General features: G+C 57.2%; 20 protein-coding genes, 1 pseudogene and 1 riboswitch. Of the genes and pseudogenes, 18 read left to right on the top strand and 3 right to left on the bottom strand.

Annotation, left to right across the window (positions count from 1 at the left end; genetic code table 11):
* The first annotated feature begins 48 nt into the window (after positions 1 to 48).
* The 11 genes and pseudogenes from NKH54_RS26450 to metE all read left to right on the top strand — a co-directional run bounded on the left by NKH54_RS26450 (position 49) and on the right by metE (position 13,815).
* Entirely contained in the window at positions 49 to 582 is a 534-nt protein-coding gene (locus NKH54_RS26450) for a HEPN domain-containing protein (protein WP_353029310.1), read from the top strand.
* 188 nt (positions 583 to 770) lie between these two features.
* Positions 771 to 1,082: a MucR family transcriptional regulator gene (locus tag NKH54_RS26445; protein WP_353029355.1), complete on the top strand. Its 312-nt coding sequence runs from the start codon at positions 771 to 773 to the stop codon at positions 1,080 to 1,082.
* Positions 1,083 to 2,012: 930 nt separating this feature from the next.
* Positions 2,013 to 2,789: a hypothetical protein gene (locus tag NKH54_RS26440; RefSeq protein WP_353029309.1), complete on the top strand. Its 777-nt coding sequence runs from the start codon at positions 2,013 to 2,015 to the stop codon at positions 2,787 to 2,789.
* Positions 2,790 to 2,860: 71 nt separating this feature from the next.
* Positions 2,861 to 4,117, top strand: a complete 1,257-nt coding sequence (locus tag NKH54_RS26435; RefSeq protein WP_353029308.1) for a glucosaminidase domain-containing protein — start codon at positions 2,861 to 2,863, stop codon at positions 4,115 to 4,117.
* Positions 4,114 to 4,749: an A24 family peptidase gene (locus NKH54_RS26430; RefSeq protein ID WP_353029307.1), complete on the top strand. Its 636-nt coding sequence runs from the start codon at positions 4,114 to 4,116 to the stop codon at positions 4,747 to 4,749. Before NKH54_RS26435 ends, NKH54_RS26430 begins: the two co-directional genes overlap by 4 nt.
* 9 nt (positions 4,750 to 4,758) lie before the next feature.
* A complete protein-coding gene (locus tag NKH54_RS26425) occupies positions 4,759 to 5,334 on the top strand; it encodes a hypothetical protein (protein ID WP_353029306.1) in 576 nt (191 codons plus the stop codon).
* Positions 5,335 to 5,419: 85 nt separating this feature from the next.
* Complete coding sequence (locus NKH54_RS26420; RefSeq protein ID WP_023690628.1) at positions 5,420 to 6,055, top strand: glucosaminidase domain-containing protein; 636 nt, start codon at positions 5,420 to 5,422, stop codon at positions 6,053 to 6,055.
* Positions 6,056 to 6,058: 3 nt separating this feature from the next.
* The gene (locus NKH54_RS26415; protein ID WP_353029305.1) at positions 6,059 to 6,970 is read left to right on the top strand and encodes a hypothetical protein; all 912 of its coding nucleotides are present in this window, start codon (positions 6,059 to 6,061) and stop codon (positions 6,968 to 6,970) included.
* Positions 6,971 to 7,212: 242 nt separating this feature from the next.
* Positions 7,213 to 8,868, top strand: a complete 1,656-nt coding sequence (locus NKH54_RS26410; RefSeq protein WP_353029304.1) for a VPA1262 family N-terminal domain-containing protein — start codon at positions 7,213 to 7,215, stop codon at positions 8,866 to 8,868.
* On the top strand, positions 8,869 to 10,779 hold the full coding sequence (locus NKH54_RS26405; RefSeq protein WP_353029303.1) for a hypothetical protein: 1,911 nt from the start codon (positions 8,869 to 8,871) through the stop codon (positions 10,777 to 10,779).
* A 394-nt stretch (positions 10,780 to 11,173) separates the two neighbouring features.
* Positions 11,174 to 11,375: riboswitch (cobalamin riboswitch) on the top strand.
* A 93-nt stretch (positions 11,376 to 11,468) separates the two neighbouring features.
* A pseudogene (metE, locus tag NKH54_RS26400) lies at positions 11,469 to 13,815 on the top strand (5-methyltetrahydropteroyltriglutamate--homocysteine S-methyltransferase).
* Between the two features lie 437 nt (positions 13,816 to 14,252).
* On the opposite strand, the gene NKH54_RS26395 reads toward metE, so the two are convergent.
* On the bottom strand, positions 14,253 to 15,308 hold the full coding sequence (locus NKH54_RS26395; RefSeq protein ID WP_353029302.1) for a cytochrome-c peroxidase: 1,056 nt from the start codon (positions 15,306 to 15,308) through the stop codon (positions 14,253 to 14,255).
* Positions 15,309 to 16,264: 956 nt separating this feature from the next.
* On the opposite strand from NKH54_RS26395, the gene NKH54_RS26390 reads away from it, so the two are divergent.
* On the top strand, positions 16,265 to 16,618 hold the full coding sequence (locus tag NKH54_RS26390) for a hypothetical protein (protein WP_353029301.1): 354 nt from the start codon (positions 16,265 to 16,267) through the stop codon (positions 16,616 to 16,618).
* A 137-nt stretch (positions 16,619 to 16,755) separates the two neighbouring features.
* Here the strand turns inward: NKH54_RS26390 and NKH54_RS26385 are convergent, their stop codons facing one another.
* The gene (locus NKH54_RS26385) at positions 16,756 to 17,760 is read right to left on the bottom strand and encodes a glycosyltransferase family 10 domain-containing protein (RefSeq protein ID WP_196815046.1); all 1,005 of its coding nucleotides are present in this window, start codon (positions 17,758 to 17,760) and stop codon (positions 16,756 to 16,758) included.
* Positions 17,761 to 18,312: 552 nt separating this feature from the next.
* On the opposite strand from NKH54_RS26385, the gene NKH54_RS26380 reads away from it, so the two are divergent.
* Together NKH54_RS26380 and NKH54_RS26375 are read left to right on the top strand one after the other, a co-directional pair.
* Positions 18,313 to 18,501 (top strand): hypothetical protein, encoded by a 189-nt coding sequence (locus tag NKH54_RS26380; protein WP_023707827.1) that lies wholly within the window; start codon positions 18,313 to 18,315, stop codon positions 18,499 to 18,501.
* A gap of 419 nt (positions 18,502 to 18,920) precedes the next feature.
* Positions 18,921 to 19,394, top strand: a complete 474-nt coding sequence (locus NKH54_RS26375; protein WP_023702968.1) for a Ros/MucR family transcriptional regulator — start codon at positions 18,921 to 18,923, stop codon at positions 19,392 to 19,394.
* A gap of 226 nt (positions 19,395 to 19,620) precedes the next feature.
* Here NKH54_RS26375 and NKH54_RS26370 read toward each other — a convergent pair whose 3' ends face one another.
* Entirely contained in the window at positions 19,621 to 19,833 is a 213-nt protein-coding gene (locus NKH54_RS26370) for a cold-shock protein (protein ID WP_023679670.1), read from the bottom strand.
* A gap of 338 nt (positions 19,834 to 20,171) precedes the next feature.
* Between NKH54_RS26370 and NKH54_RS26365 the strand changes: the two genes are divergently transcribed.
* The 4 genes from NKH54_RS26365 to NKH54_RS26350 all read left to right on the top strand — a co-directional run bounded on the left by NKH54_RS26365 (position 20,172) and on the right by NKH54_RS26350 (position 23,714).
* Positions 20,172 to 20,426: a hypothetical protein gene (locus NKH54_RS26365; RefSeq protein WP_353029300.1), complete on the top strand. Its 255-nt coding sequence runs from the start codon at positions 20,172 to 20,174 to the stop codon at positions 20,424 to 20,426.
* A 708-nt stretch (positions 20,427 to 21,134) separates the two neighbouring features.
* Positions 21,135 to 21,704 (top strand): hypothetical protein, encoded by a 570-nt coding sequence (locus NKH54_RS26360; RefSeq protein WP_023820151.1) that lies wholly within the window; start codon positions 21,135 to 21,137, stop codon positions 21,702 to 21,704.
* Between the two features lie 87 nt (positions 21,705 to 21,791).
* Positions 21,792 to 22,085 (top strand): insulinase family protein, encoded by a 294-nt coding sequence (locus NKH54_RS26355; protein ID WP_245264066.1) that lies wholly within the window; start codon positions 21,792 to 21,794, stop codon positions 22,083 to 22,085.
* A 171-nt stretch (positions 22,086 to 22,256) separates the two neighbouring features.
* The gene (locus NKH54_RS26350) at positions 22,257 to 23,714 is read left to right on the top strand and encodes an NAD-dependent succinate-semialdehyde dehydrogenase (protein ID WP_023709474.1); all 1,458 of its coding nucleotides are present in this window, start codon (positions 22,257 to 22,259) and stop codon (positions 23,712 to 23,714) included.
* Positions 23,715 to 24,114: the final 400 nt, after the last annotated feature.

The raw sequence follows: 24,114 nt of genomic DNA, 5'->3' as shown, positions 1-24,114 counted from the left end.
GGGATGCTTACTACCGCAAACGGTAACATTCCATATTGCGTAGGGGCGATGACAGAGGGCAAATATCCGGGGGAGCTGGCCTCCCCGGAGCAGATTTATGAACTGGCTGAAGAGTACCGCAGAGCCGCAACCGAGCTCCTTAAACTCGGCCGATCCGGCAAGCCGCTTACTCGAGCGCCGTTTAGACTGTGCGCCATACACGCGATCGAACTCTACCTGACGGCGCTTTTGCTCCGCCGTGGGCACAACCCCAATCAGCTTCGCAAAATGCAGCACGACCTGTCGGCGCGGACGGAACATACCTTAGCAGCGGGATTGCTACTCCGCGCGAAGACCGCCAAGCATCTCCAGTCCCTCAGTCAGAACCGTGAATACCTCGTAACTCGCTATGGGCCAGAAATGGCCGCAACCGCTTCACACATAACGCGCCTTACCGCCACGCTCGAAGAGGTGGCGGTAAAGGTCACGGTATTGATCGGCCTACCGCCAAAAGCGCCGGCAGGCCCGGTTGCAGGCGGCGCGGCTCATGGCCGGGATTCGGCGGCCTCGTTGTCCGCTGCGACAGCCAATTCGACAACGTGATGCAACAAGAATACATCAACGAGGTACGCGGCCTCGTCTCGTGAGATCGGCAACACGTTTGCGGTGATCTCACTATGGATTTGTTGGCCGGTACGGCAGATATTGTCGCGGCTTATGTCCAGAAAAACGCCACGCCGTTACCGGTCTTCCGGATTTGATCGCAAGCGTTAATTTGGCGTTGAGGGGGGATTGAACAGCCGCCAGCTCCACCAGCGGCAGAACTTGTTCCGGCGGTCAATCCCAGGCGGTCGGTGTTCCCCGACTACATTATCTGCTTGGGAGACGGAAAAATTCAAGTCTCTCAGGCGGCACCTCAGCGTCCAGACCTGACACCCAAAGATTATAGAGCCAAATGGGGGCTTGTCCGTGACTACCTATGGTGGTCGCCCAGTTATGCCGCCCAGCGGTCTGCCCTTTCGAAATTCGCTGGCCTGGGACGCAAGGCAGCCGTCAAAACACCTCTCAAGAAGTCTCCGGCAAAGCGGCGCTCGAAGGTCTAATCTCCCCGCTCGTGCAACTTCTGGACTCTTTCTATGGCCGACGCATTCTCGGCCGGGAGATGGCGATGGGCAACGCGGTTCAGCCATGGCGCAGACGGCGAGCATGTTGGTGGCGCACGTCTCTCAAAGCCCGTCTTGCAATCGTTTTGGCGCTGCTTGGGATTTCATCTACTGCCTATATCGTGGCAGACAGCCGGCCGCGGCTCCCGGTCGTTCACTCCTTTGGTGCGTCATCGAGCGAGGTTACTGTGCGCAAGGTAGGTTGCGACATCAAGGGGAACATTAACGAACGCGGCGAGCATATTTATCGCGTACGGGCCAAGAGTATTACTTGGCCACCCGGGTAAGCTCTGCGCGTGGGGGAGCGATGATTTTGCTCCGAATGGGAAGCATGGTGGGCTGGTTGGCGAAAGGCAAAGGTATGAAAAAGGTTGGGGCTTCCTTTAGCGCTGAAGAGATCGCGAGCGAGCTAAATCGTCGCCGGAATGCTCAAAGCCAGCTCGAACATGACCCAGGGAGTGCAGCCCAACGTTTCCGGGAGCCCCGGAACGATATGCGGTGTGTTCACTGCGGACAGCTACAGTGTTGAATCGTGCCGATGGAGTCGGCCTGTGCACCGAATGCCTGCATAGAGACTAACGCCTAGGAGCTCGACGCGAGAATAGCTGGGGCGAACGACTCTACGGTCACTACTGCCGTATCCAAATAATGAAGAATTCCAAAAAGAAAAAGATTGCGAAATTCTAAACACGACGTAATGTGCCCTCGGGTTTTGGGGGAGTACGCGTCATGCGGTCAGCTACAGATCGCAGACTTTTGTGTCTGTTTTCCACAGTTGTCCTGGTATTCGCAAGCAGCGGATGTTCCCCTATCTACACGGGGAGCCCCCCTCGTGTATTTTCCGTAAATGAAGAAGTCTCTGATTTTAAGATGGAATTTGGAGCGCCAAATTTCCAATCATACCTCTCGTATTCTGAAGATCAGCAATTTTCACACCGAAATAATTATGTCTATGCGCGAATGTATGCCATTGACCTCAACTTTTCCGAATTCGAACGAAGGCTCCAGGCCGATAGCAGCCAGCTCGATGTGGCAGGTTCCGTCGCGAACATTGCGCTTACTCAAACCTCCACTCTGATTGCTCCAGTGGGAACCAAGAATATTCTCACGAGCGTTGCTGCCGGTCTGACAGGCACGCAAGCTGCGTATGAACAAAAGGTGTTTTTGGGCAAGACTGTTCAGCTTCTCGAAAGCCAAATGGAACTGGATCGAAATCGCCAAGCGACGCAAATTTATCAGCGGCTTCGCCTTCCCGCCTCACAGTATTCACTGTACCTCGCTCTGTCTGACTTGGAAACATATTATCAAGCTGGGACAATGGCCAATGCACAAATCAATATCTCTCATGATGTGGGCGAGCGGGCGATAGCTTCGTCTGACGAGAAGGCGCAGACAGTTTTGGAGGCTACGCCGTCGGCCGACACGAACTACCAGAGCTTGATAAAATTCCTATACCCAAACGGAGCGGCCGGAAAGATCGATCAGGATCGAAGGAAATATCTGAAATCCTTGTTCTTAAGCCCGGCAGAACTGATGGTGGTTATTCAATCTAGTTCATACAGATCGGCGCGAGAGGCGCTTGTTTCTTGCGCAAATCTTTATTTGAAAAGCACTCCGTGTAAGCCGAAGACGGTTGCACTACAGTAGAGGAGTTTGTTGTGGGAGCAGTTCGGGTCTATAAGGGATTTTCTCTGGCTGAAGCTCAGACCAGAGCGAAAATGTTCACCGACGACGGCGCCTCGGTTGAAATCGTCAAAGACAACGGGGCATACGCGATTAGGGTTACTTACCCTGAGGTTTCGACCGGCTCTAGCGAAGACGATCCGGCGACAGATACCCAAGCGGCGCCGATCCCACCTGACACCAATCCTGTACCGCAAAAATCCATCGGCGCAAAGTGGAACGATCTCGTCGCGGAGTACAATGCCTACGATGCAGTACCCGTCGAACTTAAGGTAGCGTCGCTGTCGCAGTGGATTTTGGAATCAAACCGCGGGAACAGTGATTTAGCCATGAAGGCCCTCAATTTCGGCGGGATAAAATATCGCGCTCGGATGGAGGGGTACGCGAGCGCCGTCGACTATACGGGATCCGACAACGAGGATGCGGTTTATTGCCTGTTCTCGTCGGTCCATGCCTTCATCGCCGGGTATTGGCATTTCATCGAGAGCGGCCCCTACGACGGATGGAAGCAATTTAATGACGACGGCGCAGGCTACATCAGGCATATCGCACCAAATTATGCTGCAGATTCCAACTATGTCATCAAGGTCCTGTCGCTGTTCGATGAGGCTCGATCATTTCTTGGTGGCAGCCAAGCGCCGGCCACACCAGTGCCGCCCAAGCCGGTAGCAACCCCACCTGATGACATCGCACCTGGAACGAAGAACATCCGAGTCGCCGTCGTTGTCGGCCACAACAGCGTGAGTACCGGCTCATCTGCGGTATCGCCAATCTCGAGAAGCGAATTCGCGTTTAACGGCGTTGTAGCTGATCAGATTGTCGCCGAATCGCCCCACTACAATGTAATTGCAGAGAAATTCCTTCGAGTGAGTCAAGGCAGCTACTCCTCCGAGATAGCGCAGGTATACGGCGAGGTCCAAGCCTGGGGGGCAGATTGCGCAATCGAATTGCACTTCAACAGCGCCAGCCCCGAAGCCACTGGATCGATGGTTTTGTTTCGCGCCGGCAACGGTGTCGCGCAAGGCCTTGCCCGACCCTTGGCGCTCCAGATTCAATCCCTTCTCGGACTCCCATTGCGAAACGGCAATGGCCTGCAGCCTCTTCAACCCGGCGATCGAGGTTATGGATCCGTCAGCGCGCTCGCCACCGTGCCGAGCGTCTTGATTGAACCGTTCTTTGGTTCGAACAAAGGCGACTGCCTGAAGGTTGCATCAATCGGAGAGGCAGGGCTCGCAAGAGCCTATCTCCGAGGCGTTAGGGACTGGGCTTCCGCGTCGGAGGCCGTATCATGAGAAGACCCTTTCGGATTGAATGGGTGCTGGTCGCGCTTTTCGCGTTCAGCCTTCTCATCGGCTCGCCAACAGTCCATGCCGTCGCAAGTCCCCCGCTCCAGACGCAGCGGATTTTAGCTCAGACCGAAGGCCGGGATAACCCGCCTCCTGGCAGTCAAAAGACCGAAAATATCAAGCCAGCCAACACTGTCACGGATCAGCCAGGGGCCGTACAGCAACCCCCTAAAGTCATTGAGACATTTAAGTCGAATGGGACGACCTACTACTCGACGAAACACCCTTGGGAAATTTACTTGACGGCGTGCACCGTCATTTTGTTAATATCCATGACTTTGATCCTGACTGCGATCGCCTGGAGAACCGGTTTCACGCCTGATTTTCAAAAATCGTTCGTTATTCTTACGGTTATATTCGCTGCACTATTTCTAATTGTGGCAGGATATTCCGATCAACAGACAGCCCCGGTGTTCAGTTTGCTGGGCGCGATAATTGGCTACGTTTTCGGAAGGGTCAACGTCGCAGATCAAATTCTCTCAGACAAGATTGTTGCAGCCAAGCAGCTGGATCAGGCCAAGGCAGGCGATGTGCCCGCCCCCGCAAAGGTTCCTTCCAAGCAGACTCCTCCACTTTGAGGTGCCGAAATGTCATCGCCGAAGTTTCAGTTTACTCTGTTGTGCATTTCATTGATCGGCATTCCGACTACGCTTTATGCCGATGAGATTGGTCAGTTCGTTGTTCCTTGGAATAAGGGGGAACGCCTCACTAACAGGGATGCCTTGATCCTCAAGAAACAGTTTGGCCCAGGCGTGACAGACAGTGTCGGACAGGAATTGGGCGGATCGGATGGAATTTTGATTCTACCTGGCGGTTCCGCACAGTTCCAGAGAGAACTAAACGGCGTGGACCCAGGAACCCTCCAAGCTGACCAATCAGGTTTAAGTGCTTGCTTGCTTTCGAAGACGTCCACTTTCCCCATCGCTGACAGAGTTGCCATTTGCAATTCGGCCGACGCCTCACTCAATTTGCTAGTCAGCGTCGACGGAACAGACACTCTTTTGGCGATTTCGAGTGAAGAGGTGAAAGTTGTCGACGTTACGGGAGCGAACTCTATTGTCGGGAAGGTAGCAACGTCCGGCGCCGACAATTCTTTCAAATTGAAAGCCGGGCAGTTCTACATTCTGCAAGGCCAGGGCGGGAAGTGGGTTCTTGCAAATTAATTTTAGAGGAGGCGTTGCTATAAACTGGGCGCTTCACTGCGGAGTACGCTCGAATAGATCTCACGGGGCGTTTCAAAGAGGGGGAATGATGCGAACTGCGGCGCTGTTCAGCTTCGCTCTCCTAGCCGCAATCTATACCACGGTTGCGATTGGTGATGAGTTGGATCGACCTGGCATTGGCTACTGGTGCTACAACCCAATTCGCATTCCGAGCAAGGCCGACAGGCTGGCTTTTGTTGATGACGTGTCTTCGGCAGCAATAGAAGCTGAGCGAAAATGGGGGGTCCCGGCTCCCGCCCTAGCGGCAATGACAATCGTCGAGTCCGGGTTCGGAACGACCCGCATTGCCATAAAGTCCAACAACATTCTTGCCTTCAAGTGGCCGGGCGATAAGATCGCCGCAGGGCACGGAAAGTTTGTGCTCTGGTGCCAGCCAAAAGAGGACGCCGGTAACGTATACCCTGCCTTTAAAAGCCGTCGGGAGGCGATCGATTTCGTGGCATCGCGCCTTAGTCTTTCGAAGCACTACAGGGCCGCCACCCTTGCCTATGGCACCGATCTAAAATCCGGCCTCAGCCGCAAAACCGCGGGCCAAAACTGGCGTGTGGCGATCGCGCCGCTCTACAACTGGAAGCCGGAAGAATACATCCGGTACGTCGGACGTATGGCCGATGACCCGATCGGCGATGGTAGCCGCAGCCTTTGGTCCCTGGAGCCCTGACCCATGAAGCCAATCCGTTCCCTATATCCGCTGGTTCTAGCAGTTTCGGTACTTTTCACCGCTGCGGCACCAGCGCTCGCCGAGTTTCAATGTGCTCCCGAGGGGGCCAAACCGACCCTACCCATCAGTGACCCTTTCTTCGCTTCGGAAACTACGGCTTGGTCGAGCACCACGAAGGGTCGCTATACTGAGGGCACTGGCGGCAACGCCTGTCGGGACGTTGCAGTTCCAGGCTATGAGGGCCTTCCCACAAAACGCTGTACCTACGCGGAAGCGGATGCGGGCAAGGGATGGTTCCCGCCCCTGAACGCTGAAGTGATCGTTCTCAACCCGTCTTCTCAGCAACTCGCATCTTGGAGCATCAATGCCTGCCGGACGAATGGTGCCCCAGCGGCTGCCATGCCGAAGTGCCTGGAAAAGCTCCGTAACTCTATCGAATCGAGCAATGGCGCTCAGTTCCCGGTCGTCGGCAGCGTCGTCGAAAGCTACTGCAACTCTTCCAACAAGTACGGGGCTTGCGGGACGCTTGATGAGACTAGCGTTTGGCTACGCCCAAGGCACACGTGGTTCCGCGATGGCGTTGCCGTCGACTATAAAGACACCCAAGGGGTACACTGGGACGACAGGGTCTACTCGCAGGCCACCTTCGAAGCGATCCTTGACGTCTCGAAATCCGACGCCAACCTCGGCAACACGTTCAATGTAGCACGGGTCGCCGCCGCCGAACGCGAGCAGTGGCGCGCCTGGCGCCACCACGTCGGCAAACCTGAGATGCTGGACGGTCTAACGGGAACAGTAGATGGGGGCGGCTGGCGCACGGTTGCCGCGGCTGTGCACAAATCCGCTTGCAGGGGTTCCTCAAACGAGCTCTTCAATGCGGTTGTGTTTGCCAACGGAAGCTGGACCAAGCCGTGAGCAAGCCCGTTAATGAGGCGGAGGTGAGCATGGTGCGTTTCGATACGGAGCCCTGACAGGTCGTACGCTCACCACAACTTTCAAAGGCGAAGGCACGGTATTATCCGTCGACAAGGCAACCAGTTCTGGCGGATATTGTCGTCGAAACCCACGCGTCATTCCGTGACCTTACGAACAAATTTCCGCCGATTTCTTTGCCCACCGGTCCTGGTGACCACAAAAATTGGCTCGGAGCTAGATAGATGGAAGGTCCAGCCGAGGTCTCGGAAACTGATATCTCCTCGGTTGAAGCTGCTTTTGCTGGTTTTTCGACCGACTACCCCGAAGCACTGGTTCGCATTGCGTCATTGAGGGCTGAAAAACAACAATATCTTTTGTTCGGCTGGGCCGAATTTTATCCCTTTGACATGACCGCCCCGTCTGGCTGGAAAGCCGGCAAGAAGCCATGGACGGTGCCGGGGCTTCCCGGATGGACGTTGGGCTTTTCAACTGAGCGGGTGTCCAGTTCCGACGCCTTACGTTGGTACGTGAAAGCTGCTTCCGGCGGGGTCAACATCGCGTTGACAGCCCCGAAGCCCGTCCTCGCAAAAGCGCCCGCGTTGGCACGAGAACCGAACTGGGGCAGGTTCTCCACTGCGGTTGATGCACCCTTTGCAATGCGATGGCACGATGGTCCCCGTATTCACCGCCTTGTCCCAATGGAACGGCCCGCCGGTCCGATTTGGAAGCTCAGAGCTAATGTCGAAGCGCGTGCTTGGCTCCAGGACAATCTAGGTTTCGATCCATTCACTCGGGAGGAATGGCTTTGCGGCCTTGCGCTGCTTGCAACGGACCCGGTCTGCGCGTCATGCCGGGTTTTTCCGAGCTCAAGAACCAACGCCGGAGAAACGCTTTCTCTTCACCTCGTTCCCAGACGCACGTGCGCACGAACAGCCGACCTCACCTCGCTGACAGTACACGTAGTTGAGCGGCGCTCCGAAGCTTGGACGAGCATAGCGTCGATCCCGGTCACAAAAGACGGATTTGCCACCTATCAATCCCCCCAGCTCACAGATCGGGTTGGGTGGGCTGTCGTTTGTAAGGAACGAGGTCTGTTGCGAATTCACGAGCCAAACTCCTGGGTGGGCCAGATCAACATAGGAATGGCTGTGAATAGCGGAACCAAACAGGTCGAGGTCCCATCAGGCGGACGACGTAAGCCGCCTCAAACATATGAGACTCCGATCCTCAGCCCTGTGCAGACATCGGTGGTAGGGGGTCCTGTTGATGATCGCGCCCGCAAGCGCCTGCGCCGTCTGCTTATACAACGTCGCGTCCGCGAGCAGCGAGAAGAGGCCGCGCAGCGCTTGTTTGGATTGCTCCCGTCGTCGAATTCGTCAGCCCCATCCCAAATTGAGACCGCAAGGAAGGAGGCCCAAGACTACATAGTCGATCTGGTTCGCCGCGCGCGCAGGCGCCTCATTTTCGTCGATCCGTTCTTTGGGCCACGCGAGGTGCGCCTGTTTGCGTTGCAAAACCCGCATGACGATGTGACCCCACGAATATTGACGGGGCTACTTGGACTCAGGACTCTGAGTTTCGGAGTCCAGGGCTTCCAGGTGCAACAGGGCCTGCAGTTAATTGCGGATCTGAAGGGATTAGAGACGCAACTCGGACGTCGCACTCCTGTCGTTCGCATCATGCCAGGCCAGGACCAATCGATCATCCACGATCGATATCTCGTTATCGACGACGAGGTTTGGCATTGCGGACCAAGTTTCAACGAATTGGGCGAACGGTTGGGACTCATTATCAAAGTGCCAAACCCCATGCAGATCCGCTTGATGATCGCGCGCGTTTGGCTTGCTTCGCAGCCTTTGTCCCAAGGGAGCCCGCCTTCCGCGGAGGAGGATGCGTAAATGGCGGATTGGAAAACGGTGCGAGCCGATGGGATTGCCGCGGCAAAGCGGATCCTCGACGAGAGGTCTGACACAGCTGAACTTCGCGCGATCGTCGCATCCTGGATAGCGGGAATTGGGCTCGAAGGCTCCCAGCCCTCCGAGGATCTGACGTCCGATCCTTCGACGGTCGACCTGGCCGAGGATCTTGAGCGCAGAAATCTTCCAAAGTTGGCGGAGGCTCTCCGCCTTCTCCATCAGAGAGAAGGGAAAATCCCACAAGGGCATTGGCTACTCGCCAAATTAGTTGGCTTAGCCGCTGCTGACAATTTCGCACAGGCTTTGATAGAAGACGAATTTCGACCTCCGGTGCTCCTCACAATGGACAACGAGGGCTCTTCGGACGCGTTTATGAGTGAGCTAAGTGAGCGCCTCAAATCCGACCAGACTGCGCAAGACGGGTTCTGGAGAGCGGTTGAGCGACTGGTGAAGCAACTCAATAGCAAGCCGGAGGCTTCGGGGCTTTCCGCCCACCAGGAAACGATAACCCGAGCCGTCCAATCTTACCAAGCCAAACCCGACGTCGAGGAGGCATGGGAGAGTCATCTGGACAGTCACGTGTTTTTCGGCGACGGATACTTATTTGACATCGCACGGCGGGTTTCCCCGGCTCGATACCTTGAGTACCTTGGACAATTGCCCCACCCCGTTTTCGTCGAGCAATGGGTCGCCGAAAACCACGGCAGAAACCTACCTGATTTGGTTCGCGCTGCGCCGCTCGCTTTCGATCAAGCCGGCACCTTTCAACCACAAGGAATGGTCATCCTGTGTCTGCTGAAAGCCTGCAGCGTAGAATGCCGCCGGATTGCATGGGGGGAAGAAGCGGCGGCCCACGACCGTCAGGTGATCGATATAGATTCAGCCTCGTCCGAGCTGCGGATTTTTGTGGACGCCCTGATTGGTGGCCTTTCCAAGCGCCAAGATGGGACCTTGGTAGCCTGGTGTTGGCTTGAGCACCTTATTCTCGAGGGCGAACGCGGAGGATCGTGGCGCTATAATGGGCAGGACCGCGAAGAAGCGGTTCTAGACCCACTGGTGACCTTGATCGGCCAACTTTCGTCGATGCTTCGTTCGCGTCCCGACTACATTGCATGGATCAACGAAGTACAACCCCTTCGGCGGATTAACCGTATCGCCGCCGTACTTGCTGTTGCGGGTCAACAGCAGAGCCCGGGCGCCGATCTAACGCCCACGTTGACGGATGTGCTGATCCCTGTCGCGCCATCCTATCCCCTAGCGTGGTCGGCGCTTTCTAGCCCCGATTGTGTCGTAGGCCGGATTGGAGGCGGCTACCTACTGTCTGCCAACAACCCCGTGCACCACCTGGAAGCCCTCTGGGACGAGATTCGCCCGCTGAGAGAGCATGCTTGGAGGTTTCAGGACGGGGACACGAGAAACGACGTCGGCACGATCCTTGCACTTTGGGCCATATTCGCGATGGAAGCTGCATCAGGAGAACTCAAGTGCAAACTTTGGCTTTCCCTGAGGAAAGTCTTGGAGGACGCTATGCAGACCGACCACGCATCCTCACCTGATCGCTTCTGGCCCGATGCGCTGCGCCGCTTTTGCCTCTCGGCAAAAGATGTCCTTCCAGACGAACCAGCAGATCGTCTGGAATTCCTGTCGGAGTTACTGCGGCCCTACGTTAGAGCCAACGGCACATTCTTTGACCTAGTCTTCGCGCTTGAAGGCAGCGGTGTGGACAGGTCATCTATCGAAGCAGCAGTCGCACGATGGAGTTTCACGTTGAAGGTTCTCGCGGCCCAATATCTCGCTGCAGAAAACCTACGCATCGAGAGAAAAATTCTTTCTTTCCCGTGGCTGGATCGCGTCCGCTCTCTTGTTGGTGAACGGATTATTGAGGGCGATTAATCTCAGTTTGGCCATCGCAGTTGGTGATGACGCCTTGAACGTCTCGTGTTGCGGACCAGCACTGACAAGCACGGTAGAAAGATTTCACTACCGACGCCTACCGCACCGCGAAATCGGTTGGGGCCATCCTGCACACTTTCCGCAGCCTCGGTGTTGGCTCGGCGCTCGCGGATCACCAGCGTCCTTTGAGCGGTAGCGCTTTTCAGGTTGAGGTTAGAGTCCTCCGGTTGTTGTGGCTCCGCACGGCCTGCATTAGTTGGACAATGGGGGCAGCGGTGCAGCGGCGGCAAATGGACGACTCACTGTTGCAAAATGTTAGACAAGCGTAAAAGCGCGATGACATAACCACATAAACATTTCGTTATTCGTCATTGACAAGAGAAGGGATTGCTGTGATTGTCTGGCGTGTCGTGGTTCTCGCGTCCGGCGCTGCCGCAGCGGAGCTAAGAGGGAAGCCGGTGCGATGCCGGCGCTGCCCCCGCAACTGTTAGCGGCGAGCCAACCCCACTCATGTCACTGAGGCGAATACCCTCGGGAAGACGTGTAGAGGCTATGACCCCGCGAGCCAGGAGACCTGCCACGACGAATTACGTCCACGGGCGGGGTGTCTCGGTGGCCGCTGCAACCCGGGCGTGCCGGGCCTGCTAGCGCCTTCCTTGTCACCGACGCCCCAACCATCGGGGTATGACATGACTGTCTCTCAGCAAATTCCTGTAGCAACGCTCGGCGTGCCGCGCTTCGGTCGTCGGCGAGAACTGAAATTCGCCCTTGAAAGCTACTGGTCCGGAAAATCGTCCGCTGGCGACCTTCTTGGGACGTCGAAGGCACTCCGTGCCGCTAGCTGGGAGGAGCAGCGCGATCGCGGCGTGTCAAAAATCCCCTCGAACGACTTCTCGCTTTACGACCATGTGCTCGACACCGCAGCCACGGTCGGCGCCATTCCATCCCGGTACGGTTGGAATAGCGGCGAGGTCCCACTTGACATCTACTTCGCAATGGCGCGCGGCAACCAGGGTCAGACGGAGGATTGTGGACACGCTGGTCACCAGGAGGCGGCTCATGGACCTGGTGTAGCCGCGATGGAAATGACCAAGTGGTTTGACACCAACTACCACTACATTGTGCCGGAGCTCCATGATGATCAGACGTTCGCCCTCTCGTCAACGAAGCCGGTCGATTACTTCCTCGAGGCTAAAGCTCTCGGCATTCACACACGCCCAGTCATCCTTGGACCCATCACCTTCCTCAAGCTGGCGAAATCGCCTGCCGAAGGGTTCGGTCCCATCGCGCTCCTACCGCAGCTGCTGCCCGTACGAGCAGCTCCTGCAGAGGCTGAAGCTGTCGGGAGCCGACTGGGTCCAGATCGATGAGCCAGCGCTTGTCCTCGATCTGAACCCGAACGAACGAGCTGCGTTCGAATTCGCCTATGGCCAGCTGTCGAAAGCCGCGCCCGAGCTGAAGATCATGCTGGCTACGTATTTCGGGTCGCTGGGAGACAATCTCGAAACCGCGGTTTCTCTGCCCCTGGCCGGCCTGCATATTGATCTCGTGCGCGCTCCCGAGCAGCTGGAAACGGTGGGTCGGCTCGCTCCGAAGGATCTGGTGCTCTCGCTCGGCTTGATCGATGGCCGCAACGTCTGGCGTGCGAACCTGCCCGCCATTCTCGACCGCATCAAACCGATCGTCGCCGGCTGGCCCTTGGACCGCGTCGAAATCGCGCCTTCTTGCTCGATGCTGCATGTGCCGATTGACCTGCGCATGGAGACGGAACTCGAGGCCGACATCAGGTCGTGGCTCGCCTTCGCGGCCCAGAAGACCGACGAGCTGGTCTTGCTGGCCCGGGCCCTGTCCCAAGGCAGGGATGCGGTGGCAGGCGCGTTGAAAGCGACTGCCGAGGCTGCCGCCACTCGCGTGACGTCCACGAAGATCCATGACCCGCTTGTTGAGGGGCGGATCGCCAGCATTGACCATAGCATGAAGCGACGAGAGAGCGCTTTTGGCGAGCGCTCCAGAGTCCAGGCCGGCGCGCTCGGGCTGCCGCCGTTCCCGACGACGACAATCGGGTCCTTCCCGCAGACGCCGCAGGTACGCCGCGCGCGGGCCGATCATGCGAAGGGCCAGCTCAGCTATGTCGACTACGAGATCTTCCTGAAGAAGGAGATCGAGTCGGCAATTCGTTGGCAGGAAGAGATCGGGCTGGACGTGCTGGTGCACGGTGAGTTCGAACGAAATGACATGGTTCAGCATTTCGCCGAGCAGCTGTCTGGCTTCGCCTTCACCCAGCATGCCTGGGTACAAAGCTATGGGTCGCGCTACGTGCGTCCCCCCATCATCTTCGGGGACGTATCGAGGCGCAATCCGATGACGGTGCGCTGGTGGCAATTCGCCCAGTCGCTTACGGAAAAGCCCGTGAAGGGAATGCTCACAGGCCCAGTCACCATTCTCAACTGGTCCTTTGTTCGCGACGACGTACCCCGCTCCGAAGCCTGCCGCCAGATCGCGCTCGCCATCCGCGACGAAGTGACGGATCTCGAAAGGTCCGGCGCAAGGATGATCCAGATCGATGAGGCCGCGTTTCGCGAAGGATTGCCACTGCGCCAATCTGACTGGAAAGCCTATCTCGACTGGGCTGTCGAATGCTTCCGGATCGCTTCAACGGGTGTAAAGGACGCGACTCAAATCCATACCCACATGTGCTATTCGGAGTTCAACGAGATCATCGACGCGATCGCTGGAATGGATGCGGATGTCATTTCGATTGAGACGTCGCGCTCGAAGATGGAACTGCTGGACGCCTTCACGAGCTCCAAATATCCGAACGAGATCGGTCCCGGCGTCTATGACATTCACTCACCACGTGTGCCGGAGGTCTGCGAGATTTCGGACCTAATCATGCTTGCCCGCGAGCGACTGTCCGACGGCCAACTGTGGGTAAACCCGGACTGTGGCCTCAAAACACGCAAATGGGAGGAGGTCCGCCCTGCCCTCATGAACATGGTCGCTGCAGCGCGCGCGCTCCGGGAGAAAGTGGCCTGAGGCTTCTCCTTGCTCACCGTGTGGTGAGCTACCGGCTGGCTCCTGTCGGCCGTGAACATGCCAAACCGGCACACTCTTGGAAATGAGCCACTCGGCGCAAATGTGCAATTTCCCTACGGACGTGTCTTAATCCCGCAGAAATATAAATGTGGCACTACGCTATAATATCGGTTCCTTGGGGACATACAGGCCCCGCGCCTCGAACAAATCGGACACGCGTCGTTTCTCAAAGTAGACTGCTTGGCGCGTTCGCTCAGGCAGCGACAATATATGGTGCTGCGTCTGTCCGCCCCCAGTTGATCGCGCAGACTACGGGCGAGGTGGCAGGGTTCGGGTATCGCTAGCGTCCCGCCAATTCGGAGATGGACGTCGCAATTCGTGCCGCCAAGTAAAAATCGCCAATCATTTTCGATTGCGAGTCCGCAGCCAGTTGGCCCTTATTTTCCTGAGATCTGCGTTACAGGCCGGGGCGTTGTCGCCGTTTCTGAGGGTAAGATGGGATAGGCGACGTCAGGTGCCTCTCCGGTCAGCGAGTTGAGGAAGGCAACAAGCAGGTCAACTTCTTCGTCCGCCAGTACTACGCCGAGCTGGGTGGTCCCCATAATGGCGACGGCCTGTTTCAGATCCCAAACCTTGCCCGAATGAAAGTATGGCGCGGTGAGTGCAACGTTGCGCAGCGGCGCCACGCGGAAGACATAGGAATCGTCGGCTGCATTGGTGACCTCAAATCGGCCCTTGTCTTTGTCCGGCAGGACTTCGGCGCTGGGCCGTTCCACGAGGCCGAATGGGTAATAGGCTTGCCCACCAACGTTGATGCCGGCATGGCAGGACGAGCAGCCTTTGTCCATGAAAAGCACCAGGCCCTGTTTCTGTTCGGAAGTCATGGCAACCTCATCACCATTCAGGAAGCTGTCGAACGGGGCAGGTGTGACCAGTGTCGCCTCGAAGGCTTCGATCGCCTTGGCGAAGTTGTCGAAGGTGACCCGATCGGCTTCAGCCGGAAAGGCTGCATCGAACCACTCGACATATTGCGGCATGGACTTGAGAGTGGCGATGAGTTGGCCCGGTGTATTGGCCATTTCGATCCCGGCTTGGACCGGTCCCTTCGCCTGAGCCTTCAGGTCTTCGGCACGACCATCCCAGAACTGGGCGATGTTGAAGACAGCGTTCAGTACAGTCGGCGCGTTGCGCTGTCCCTTCTGCCAACCATGGCCAATCGAGGTTTCGTTATTGTCGTCGCCGCCGGTGGCCAGGTTGTGGCATGAATTGCACGACAAGACGCCTGACGCCGAGACGCGTGGATCGAAGAACAGTGCCTTGCCGAGAGCGATCTTTTCCGGGGTGATCGGGTTGTTGGCGACTGTCGGCGTGGTGGATGGCAAAGCCGTGAAGGTGGCCAATGCCGTATCTCTGAGGTCGGTGGGGATCGAATCCGCAGCAAAGGCGGTGGGTGCCAGCAAGGTGACAGCCATCGTACTGAATAGGATTTTCATAATTGGTCTTCCTGCGTCGTCCACGCAGCCATTATGCGATCTGCGGCTCATGAACGCCCTGAGCTAGATCAGCTTGAGGGAGAGGACGGGGTCTCACACCTGTTTTCGCAGCTGAGCTGGGACCCTCTTGGAAGGATCGCTCTTCTCGATTGGACTTCAGGGAGGAGGGGTATCCCTGGTCGGCAACCGGTTGTATGCATCAAAGCACGCCCTGAGGGCGGCTTCGTAGATTCGGTCACTGCGATCTTCCAGCCAAGGTTGAGAAAGTCGACAGCATCCGCAAGACTGGCAATCTCTTGCACGATGTGCGCTGCACGCCTTGCGAAAAGTGAGCTTCTGAAACGTCAGGGTTCATTCGTTCCTCCTGACCTGCTGATTACGCAATCGGCCTTGTCGACACCCGCCGACTGCACATTGTGATGTCACCAGCGATGGCGGTTTCAACACCTAAGCAGCGACGGTCTATACGACAGTATGGATCTCGTATCGGAATAGGCGTTCCGCCTTTGTGGACCGTCACACCGGCATATAGCTCCGCTTCTACGAACATCCCATCACGCCAGGAAAGACATGGCCAACACGCGCAGTATCGCCAATCTAGCCCTTTGTGTCGACGGCGCCGCGCTTGAGCAGGTCCACCCGCTGTAACTGCCTCACCTTGATCCACAGATCCTAGGCGCCGACCACGTTGTCGTCATCATTTGACGGGCGGGGGGCATTGGCCCATAAGCGAGCCAACGCAAACTGTGCGGTTGCCAATGCGTACTGAAGTGAATTGCAATGATCTTCGGTTTGCGAAACACGCACTTCCGACGCAGCTTGCGTTGACAGAGGCGGTTTTAGGCGCAATAGCACTTCCGCTGGCCTATTTAGTGGAGTTCCATTGTGGTTCGGCCAAGGGCGCGGGGCGCCGGACCGGCCCCTTGTAAACCTAATCAAAGAGAGAGAGACCCTGCATGGAAGAAATCTTACCGCGCATCGCCACTGGTGCCGGCATCGGCCCGGCTCTCGCAGAGAAGGCCATTGGGTTAATGCTGGGTTTCCTGCGGAGCCACGCGGCCGACGGTCCCGGCGCGCGCATGATCGAGGCCATTCCGGGAGCTTCGGAATTAGTAGCGAAGTATCATGGCGACGACCCAGAGGGTGGCGGCCTTATGGGGCTCGGGCAGCAATTGATGGGTGAGGGTCTCAGCATGGCAAAGATCGCCGCCCTCGCCAACGAGACGATCGCCTGCGCCAAGGAACATGCCGGCGACGAACTCGTGGACGAGGTCCTCAATTCCGTTCCTGGCCTTCCCCAGTTCGTCTGATCAGCGGCAGCCGGGGGCGCATGACCTTGTGCGCCCGTGCCGGCCCGTCTGCGCAGCAGGCATTCTCCGCCGAGCGCTCCGCACCGATCTCGCCAGACCACCAACCGCCGGGCACGCGAAGCGAGCGTTGGAGCAATTCATTCGTCTGTTGCAAAATCAACTTCAGGCGATTCGATGTGTATAATTTCTGGCGGTAAGGGTTTATCCTGAACGCTTTCGATGAAGCCCGCGAGATAAGCAAACGTATTGTATTTCTCGAGGACTAGCCGCTTCGCCTCTCTTATTGCGCCGCGACGTTCCTTCCAGAGGTCTGAGTTGATGATTTCTTGAATTTTTTGGGTTACGTTCTTGTCCTCTGGGTCAATCAGAACCATAGAGTCCGAAGGGAAGAACCTCGTGATTGCTGGGCTGCCGTAATAGATCGGCATTGTTTCAGCAACGAAGCAGTCCATAAGCTTCTCTGTAAAATAGTAGTCAGCACGAGTATTCTCGAACGCTATACTGTAACGGTAAGGTGCGAGTGCGTTCCATTTATCTCCAATCAGCCGAAAACCTCGGCCGAACAGGTCAAAATCGAGCTCCTTTCTCAGCCGTTCCAGAAACGCCAGCCGATATCGATGTCCTTTTAGCAGGGCGATGTTACTGGTAATCCATGAGAGCCGAAGCGGCTTATCCACGACTTCGCTGACCAGAAGTTGGTCATATGTCTTGTTTACAGACCAAGACCGAGTGATAGGTGGAGACAAAACGAATCGGCGCGCTGCATTCTGCCGAGCAGCCAGCTCTTCGTCAGACGTCAGGACGATAGTATTCTTCCCCTGCCCTTCATGAAATGCACGATGAGCTTTCGTCGGCGGTTCGCCGATTGCAAAGATTGTCCTGTTTGGGCTCGCCTCGATATCAACAGGGAGCCCAAAAAGAGAAGCAGAGTTAAAGACAATATGCCAATCGGGCACGAAGGATGTAGTGCGTACAAAAGCGACGTTGTTCCAGATTCCACTGCCCTTTGGAGTGAGATGGTGGATTGCATCATCCAAAACGCCCCAAGAATCTAGACATGTAGCAACAATGGGCGCCGGGCGTTCCGTCAACAATTTGGCCGACAAAGCAGTTCCACTCCCTTCAGTCGTGAAGGTACTCAATCGCCATTCAGGATTGCGGTAACATCGGGCAGCATAAACCTTCCGGGACCTGCTGTCGAGGCAATTGTCGCTTTGCACTTGACCAGGTTCTTCCTCGCTTCGTGTGGTGATCAGGCCGGCTGAGTGGCAGCATGCGTGCCTAAGGAGTTCGCAGCCGGCGCTGCCTAATGGTACGTTTGATCGTCTTCAGGCGGTTGATCAGCCCTTCCGCCTCGGCCGCTCTCCACGGCAGTTCAATGGCATCGCGAACCGAGTCAACGTCACGGCGTAGGACCAGACCGAAACGCGTGTTGGCGATGAGCCGGGTGACGCCAAGTCGATCGAAGTGCCGAGCTTGCCCAACTCACAGGCCCCGCAAAATGCCGCGGAAGGGCATGGCAAGCCTGCGCATAGTGGCAAACTCATGTCATCCCTGCTTCAGGACGTCGACCTTTCTGGCCTGGTTGATCGTCAGCACATCACGAGGCTTCATGCAGAGGGCCTCGGCGACTACCGGCGAGATCACACGGCCGGTCGCGGCATTCTGTATGAGGACGCGTCGCTGGCTGGTTGATGCATATCATTGATGCAGGCGGCTCACTGTCCTTGCCCGGCCTCTCGGCGCGGCGCCAACTTGCGAGAAGCCGCTCCAGATTCGAGAAGCTGCCGGTCGCCGCGCTGTTTGATATCCTGGAACAGGTGTCATCCGCAGCCATTGCCGCCTCTCCAGGACCGGCTAAGAAACGCCTCGAAATACATTGATGTCCTAGGTTTATCAGCGGCGGTTCCCAGCCCCTTTGCAAGAGCGGCTCACCGGCGATGAACTTACATCACTTTGGCCATTGCCAATGAACGTTTGTTCCATCGTCCCTGACGCCCACCATCAAGCGACCACTATCGCTCGATTTCACAGTCCAAAGAAGCAAAGCGAGACAAAAACAGCGCGCTTAGCCTCGAGGCTACTAGCGACTTCGGCGCTAAGTTAGAGCGGCACGCGCCACGCACCTCGGCAGGGTCGCCAACAACGAGTGGCTCAGCGGTCACGCCGCGAAATATGGCGCATCGATGTCGCTTCTGGACGAGCATTGGCAATAACGCAGTCAGAGACATTGTTGCTTTCAGCGGCAACCGGCCCTATGAAGCGACGCTTCGCTGACTATGTTTCACCCCTGGAGAGTTTCATGACAGAAGAAGCCGGAAAAAACGTCGACACCCTCATTGAGCTTGCCGCCGACGTCGTGTCGGCCTACGTGTCCAACAATCCGATCCCGGTGGGGGATCTCCCTGCCCTCATCGGCCAAGTGCATGCGGCTCTGAGAGCGACGGCCGGAGGTATCTCTGCACAAGAGCCGGTTGCCCTTACGCCTGCAGTCCCGATCAGGAAGTCGGTGACACCGGACTACATCATCTCCCTTGAAGACGGGAAGAAATTCAAATCTTTAAAGCGCCATCTGTCGACCCACTATGGGCTGACGCCGGGTGAATATCGGGCCAAATGGGGCCTGCCGGTGGATTATCCCATGGTGGCGCCGAACTACGCCGCGAAGCGTTCGTCACTGGCGAAAACGATGGGGCTCGGCCGCAAACCGAAAGCGCCGAAAGAGCCGGAAGCGCCGGTGCCGACGAAGCGAACTCGCAAGAAGGTCGCGGCTTGATTGCGGCAATTGAAATTCCTTCTGCAGCGTTGCAGCCGTCGGCTTAATCTGGGCGTCGCATAAAAAAGGCGGGGCCAACCCCGCCTTCCTTTCCAACAACTTGTTTCATGAGGAATTCGCGACCCATGCAGCAATCTGCTGCCCTCACTTTTGCTCGTCCCTATCGAGCGGCAGTGAGCACTTCCGGGCCTACACGCCCACTCTTGCGACTTCGCAGGAGAAAATTTCAACCAGCTTTGCTCAGGCTGCCAGCTGAGGACTTGCCAGTGCGGCGGTCCTGCTCGATCTCATAGTTGATCTTCTGGCCGTCAGCGAGGGTCGAGAGGCCCGCGCGTTCGACAGCGGAAATGTGGACGAAAACATCCGGACCGCCATTGTCGGGCTGGATAAATCCAAACCCTTTGGTGCTGTTGAACCACTTTACCGTTCCAGTCGGCATATAATTATTCCTCTTTTACAATTGCAACGTGGGGCAGGCCATTGGGCCTGTCCGAGTCATAGCCGAGACTTGGGCGCAGCAAAAAGCGAAAAATTGTTAAGCCCCAATCAGCTGGCGCACTCCATTGTTGGCGTAGCCGCCAGCAAGCACTGTCCACACTACCGCTCAGAGGCCGGAAGCGCCGATCTTCCAACGCTCCTCAGCGCCCAGGTCTATAGCTCGTGCTTTGGCACGAGACGTAAGGCCGACTGCTGCTCGTGCCGTCAGGTAAAAGGCCGGGTAGTTCACGGAGCTGCCTTCGTGCATAACGGCTTGGAAGCGCTTTAAGGAGTTTCGAGTTGGACTGTTTCAAGAGGGTCGAGGGGTTGATCGATGCGACCAGCGTGGAAGCGATCGATAGCGCGCGCGTTTTGCTGGACCAGTTCAAGGGCAAGTCAGAAACAATCGCCCAAGCGATTGACGACTTCCTGCTTGATTTCATGACCTTGCTGTTTGTGGTAGAAGCCACCCCCGAGCAGTTCCACAATCCGGCGAGGCGGTTAGCGGGCATCAGGTTGAGCAAGGTAAGGCTGTTACTCACGCGATGCTCTTGACCTAAGCGACCACTCGCCAGGGTGCATTTGCAGCCGAGCGCACCAGGCGGTATTTTATGCACATGAAATCAATCGCGACCGCTAAATTCTGCTGTTTGGTTCCCATGGACGACGGCAAGCGCGGACAGCTTCCGTGCTGCTGTCCTGCAGCGGCAAATGTGCTGCATGCCCCCATCCAAGGCGAGCTCGACGTTTGTTTCTTACGTTGACCAAGGTCCCGCGAAAACACTCCCCTTTCCGCAGCAACTCATCACGGTTCAACCGCCTCGCGGCAGGCCATCACGCCAGAAGACAGCAACGGCATCGTTTTTCCCGCCCAGTCCTACGACCTCGTTTTCCAGCGCCTCGCGAATGTCGCCACCCGCCGTTTTTTTTCAGGTCCGTCTTCGCGCGCGAGCTGGGTCCGCGCCCACTTAGCTACGCTGCTCACGCCTCTACCCTTCAGCACCGCCCGGTCTGACTGTCGAGGACATCGGTCCGCTGGAGCGACAACATTTCAATTCTGACCGTCGGTGCAGCGGCCTTCGAAGCGCATCCCGTCCCCCTTCCCCAGCAGCGCGCCCAATCGTCTTCCAATGAAGAAGATATTCTCAGCCGTGCTCGCGTCGCCTTCAGCCCTGTTCGATGGCCCACAATGTCGGATGCACAACATGTCAGACTGACTTGTCCACATGCCTCGAATGTTTTCTGATCTGGCACGGTGCATGCGTGGTCGTCCGCAAGGCGTCGCGGATCAAGGAAAATCCCTCCAATGACCATCCCCCCAAGAACACCGCCGCCGGTCTCCTGGGCTCATCCCAAGATGAGGCTCGAGTGAGCCCTGGCCGCATGATTCATCTGGCTCGGCCTGCCCGCGATCCTCCCACGGGATCGAAGACGCAGCCCGTTCATGAAAATGAGGAACAAATCACTGCCTCGAAACTTGCCTTTCCAACCGGAGCCATCGATCACCCCCTGGCTGCGCAAGCCGTTCACTGCCACCGCCCTGGCCTAGCGACGACCGCTCCGGCTCTGGCCGCCACCGACGGCGGCAAGATTTCCTGCTCGATGATGGCATGGAACGGTCGACATGACCCCGCGCAAATCGTCACTCACATGATCTGGCACAAGGTCCGCAGCGCCGACGAGCCACCGGGCAAAACGGAACTTGCCCCTTCCCTCGAGCGTCTGATCTTCAGGGCGACGCCCAACCGCCCCGACAGCGAGTTCGACGGAGCCGTCTCAGTCAGCGGCTACAATACCGCCCTCATTGCCTATAAATCGCTTTGGGCGAGATGATGGGCTTCGAGGCCGATCGCATGTTCAACCTCATTCTCAACGACGATGATATCGAGACCGACGAAACGTGATCCTGGAGGAGCGCCGTTGGCGCAGAGAGACGGACCCTCAGGTCTGGTGGACGAGGAGGTCAACGCGACGTTGCGGCCGAATCAGCCCTACCGCATTCCGGTGAACGGCTGGACGCAGGAGATGGAGAAGCTGAACGGCACCGATCGGTTCACGATGTGCAACGAATACCGCCGACCGAACAACGCCGTGCTGGTGGTGGCCGGCGACGCAGAGCCTGAGACGGTGAAGGCGCTGGCCGCGAAGACCTATGGCAAGGTTGCGCGCGGGCCGGACCTGCCACCGCGCAACCGACCGGTCGAGCCCGACTAGTAGAACCGCTAGGCGTCTTGTAGCGTATTCTCCCTCCCACTTGGGTACCGTGGTCTGCTAGCTGTATGGCCGAGGCCCTATAAGGAACCTTTACGTCCGGAATACACACCACACCTGCTATGGACACCTGCCGCGTTGAGGAGGAATCGGATATTGCCCCTGTGCCTGCCGATGATCCGTCACCTGCGATCCCCTGACCTGTTTGGACCCATCGATCGCCTGCCGGCACTTGGCACGCGGATGGGCGAGCGGACATTTGAGGTTCTCAACCCGTCGACCGGCGAAGTGCTGGCAGAACTACCCGATATGGGTGTCGAGGAGACATGCGCTGCGATCGACAAGGCCTATGTCGCGCAGCCTGGATGGGCAGGGTTTACCGCACGTGAGCGCAGCGACGTTCTATGGCGATGGCATCAGTTGATCATCGACCACGCCGACGATCTCGCTGCAATTCTCACCGCGGAGATGGGCAAGCCGCTTGCGGAAGCCAAGTCGGAGATATCGCATGCTGCGGCGTATCTGCAATGGTACGCCGAGGAGGCAAATCGCGTCTATGGCGAGACGATCTCCGCACCATCGGCCGACCGCCGAATGCTGGTGATCAAGCAGCCCATCGGGGTCGTGGGCACGATAACACCATGGAATTTCCCGGTGTCGATGGTGGCGCGCAAAATCTCGCCAGCCTTGGCGGCGGGCTGCACGATCGTCCTCAAGCCCGCTGAACAGACGCCGCTGGTGGCTGGAGCAATGTTCGCCCTCGCCCATCAGGCAGGCTTTCCCGAAGGCGTCGCCAACCTGATCTACGCATCCGAAGGTGACGCGGTCGGCCGCGAACTTTGCACAAATCCCAAGGTCCGCAAGATCAGCTTCACCGGGTCTACTGAGATCGGGCGCTTACTCATGCGCCAGTGCTCGGACCAGATCAAAAAAGTCAGCCTAGAGCTCGGCGGCAATGCACCTTTCATCGTCTTCGATGACGCCGATATCGATGCCGCGGTGGATGGTGCCATCCAGGCGAAGTACCGCAATGCCGGCCAGACCTGCGTCTCAGCGAACCGACTTTACCTCCAGTCGGGCGTTCATGACGAGTTCGTCGAGAAATTCGTTGAACGGGCTCGCCAACTTCAAGTTGGTGACGGTTTCGCGCTCGGAGTGGACATAGGACCCCTCATCGACAAGAAGGCTTTGGCCAAGATTGAATCCCATATTGCCGATGCCGTAGCTAAAGGCGGCGCGATTCGATGCGGGGGCAAACGCATCGGCACGAATGGCACGTTTTTCCAACCAACGGTCCTGACCGGTGTCACCAGCGAGATGACCGTCGCGCGCGAAGAGACATTCGGGCCGCTCGCACCGATTATTCACTTCAAAGATGCCGATCAGGTCGTGCGTGATGCCAATGAAACGATCTACGGCCTCGCGGCCTATTTTTATGCGTCCAACCTGAAGCGTGTCTGGCGTGTCGCCGAGGCCTTGGAATATGGAATGGTGGGGGTAAATACCGGCCGGATGTCTTCGGAAGCGGCGCCGTTCGGTGGGATAAAACAGTCCGGAATCGGGCGGGAGGGTTCCCGCCATGGCCTCGAGGACTACCTCGAAATGAAATATCTCTGCATGGGCGGCATCTGAAGCATCGGCTTGCAGGGTCACAGGCCGAGTACCTAGCGAGCGATCCCCAAACATGTAAATTTTAGAATCGCTCCTTGATTAGGGCCGTCATACCGGAGCAAACACGCAATCCTGAGGAGCACCCTAATAATTTAGGCATCTATCTCTCCCGCGACAAGCGTCTGCATTTTCGGCGAAGACCTCGTGAATGTTAAGGAGGATACGCTTGCGATTTGGCAGCCCTCGCCGAATACTTCAGGCGAAGGGCTGTGCGTTGCGCGGGTCTGATTGGAAGCTTGTGCACCATGCCGGATGCTGAACGCTGGTTGTGAGCAATATCCTGTTTCGGACCCGAATTTGAACCTGCTACATTCCGATTGTCAGTAGCTCAGTTGTTCTTCGGCTGAATGCCGCGTCGGTA

It is taken from the genome of Mesorhizobium sp. M1004, assembly GCF_040318795.1.
Lineage (GTDB): Bacteria > Pseudomonadota > Alphaproteobacteria > Rhizobiales > Rhizobiaceae > Mesorhizobium.
Note: the sequence above shows the minus strand (reverse complement) of the source record. Positions and strands in the feature narration are given on the sequence as shown.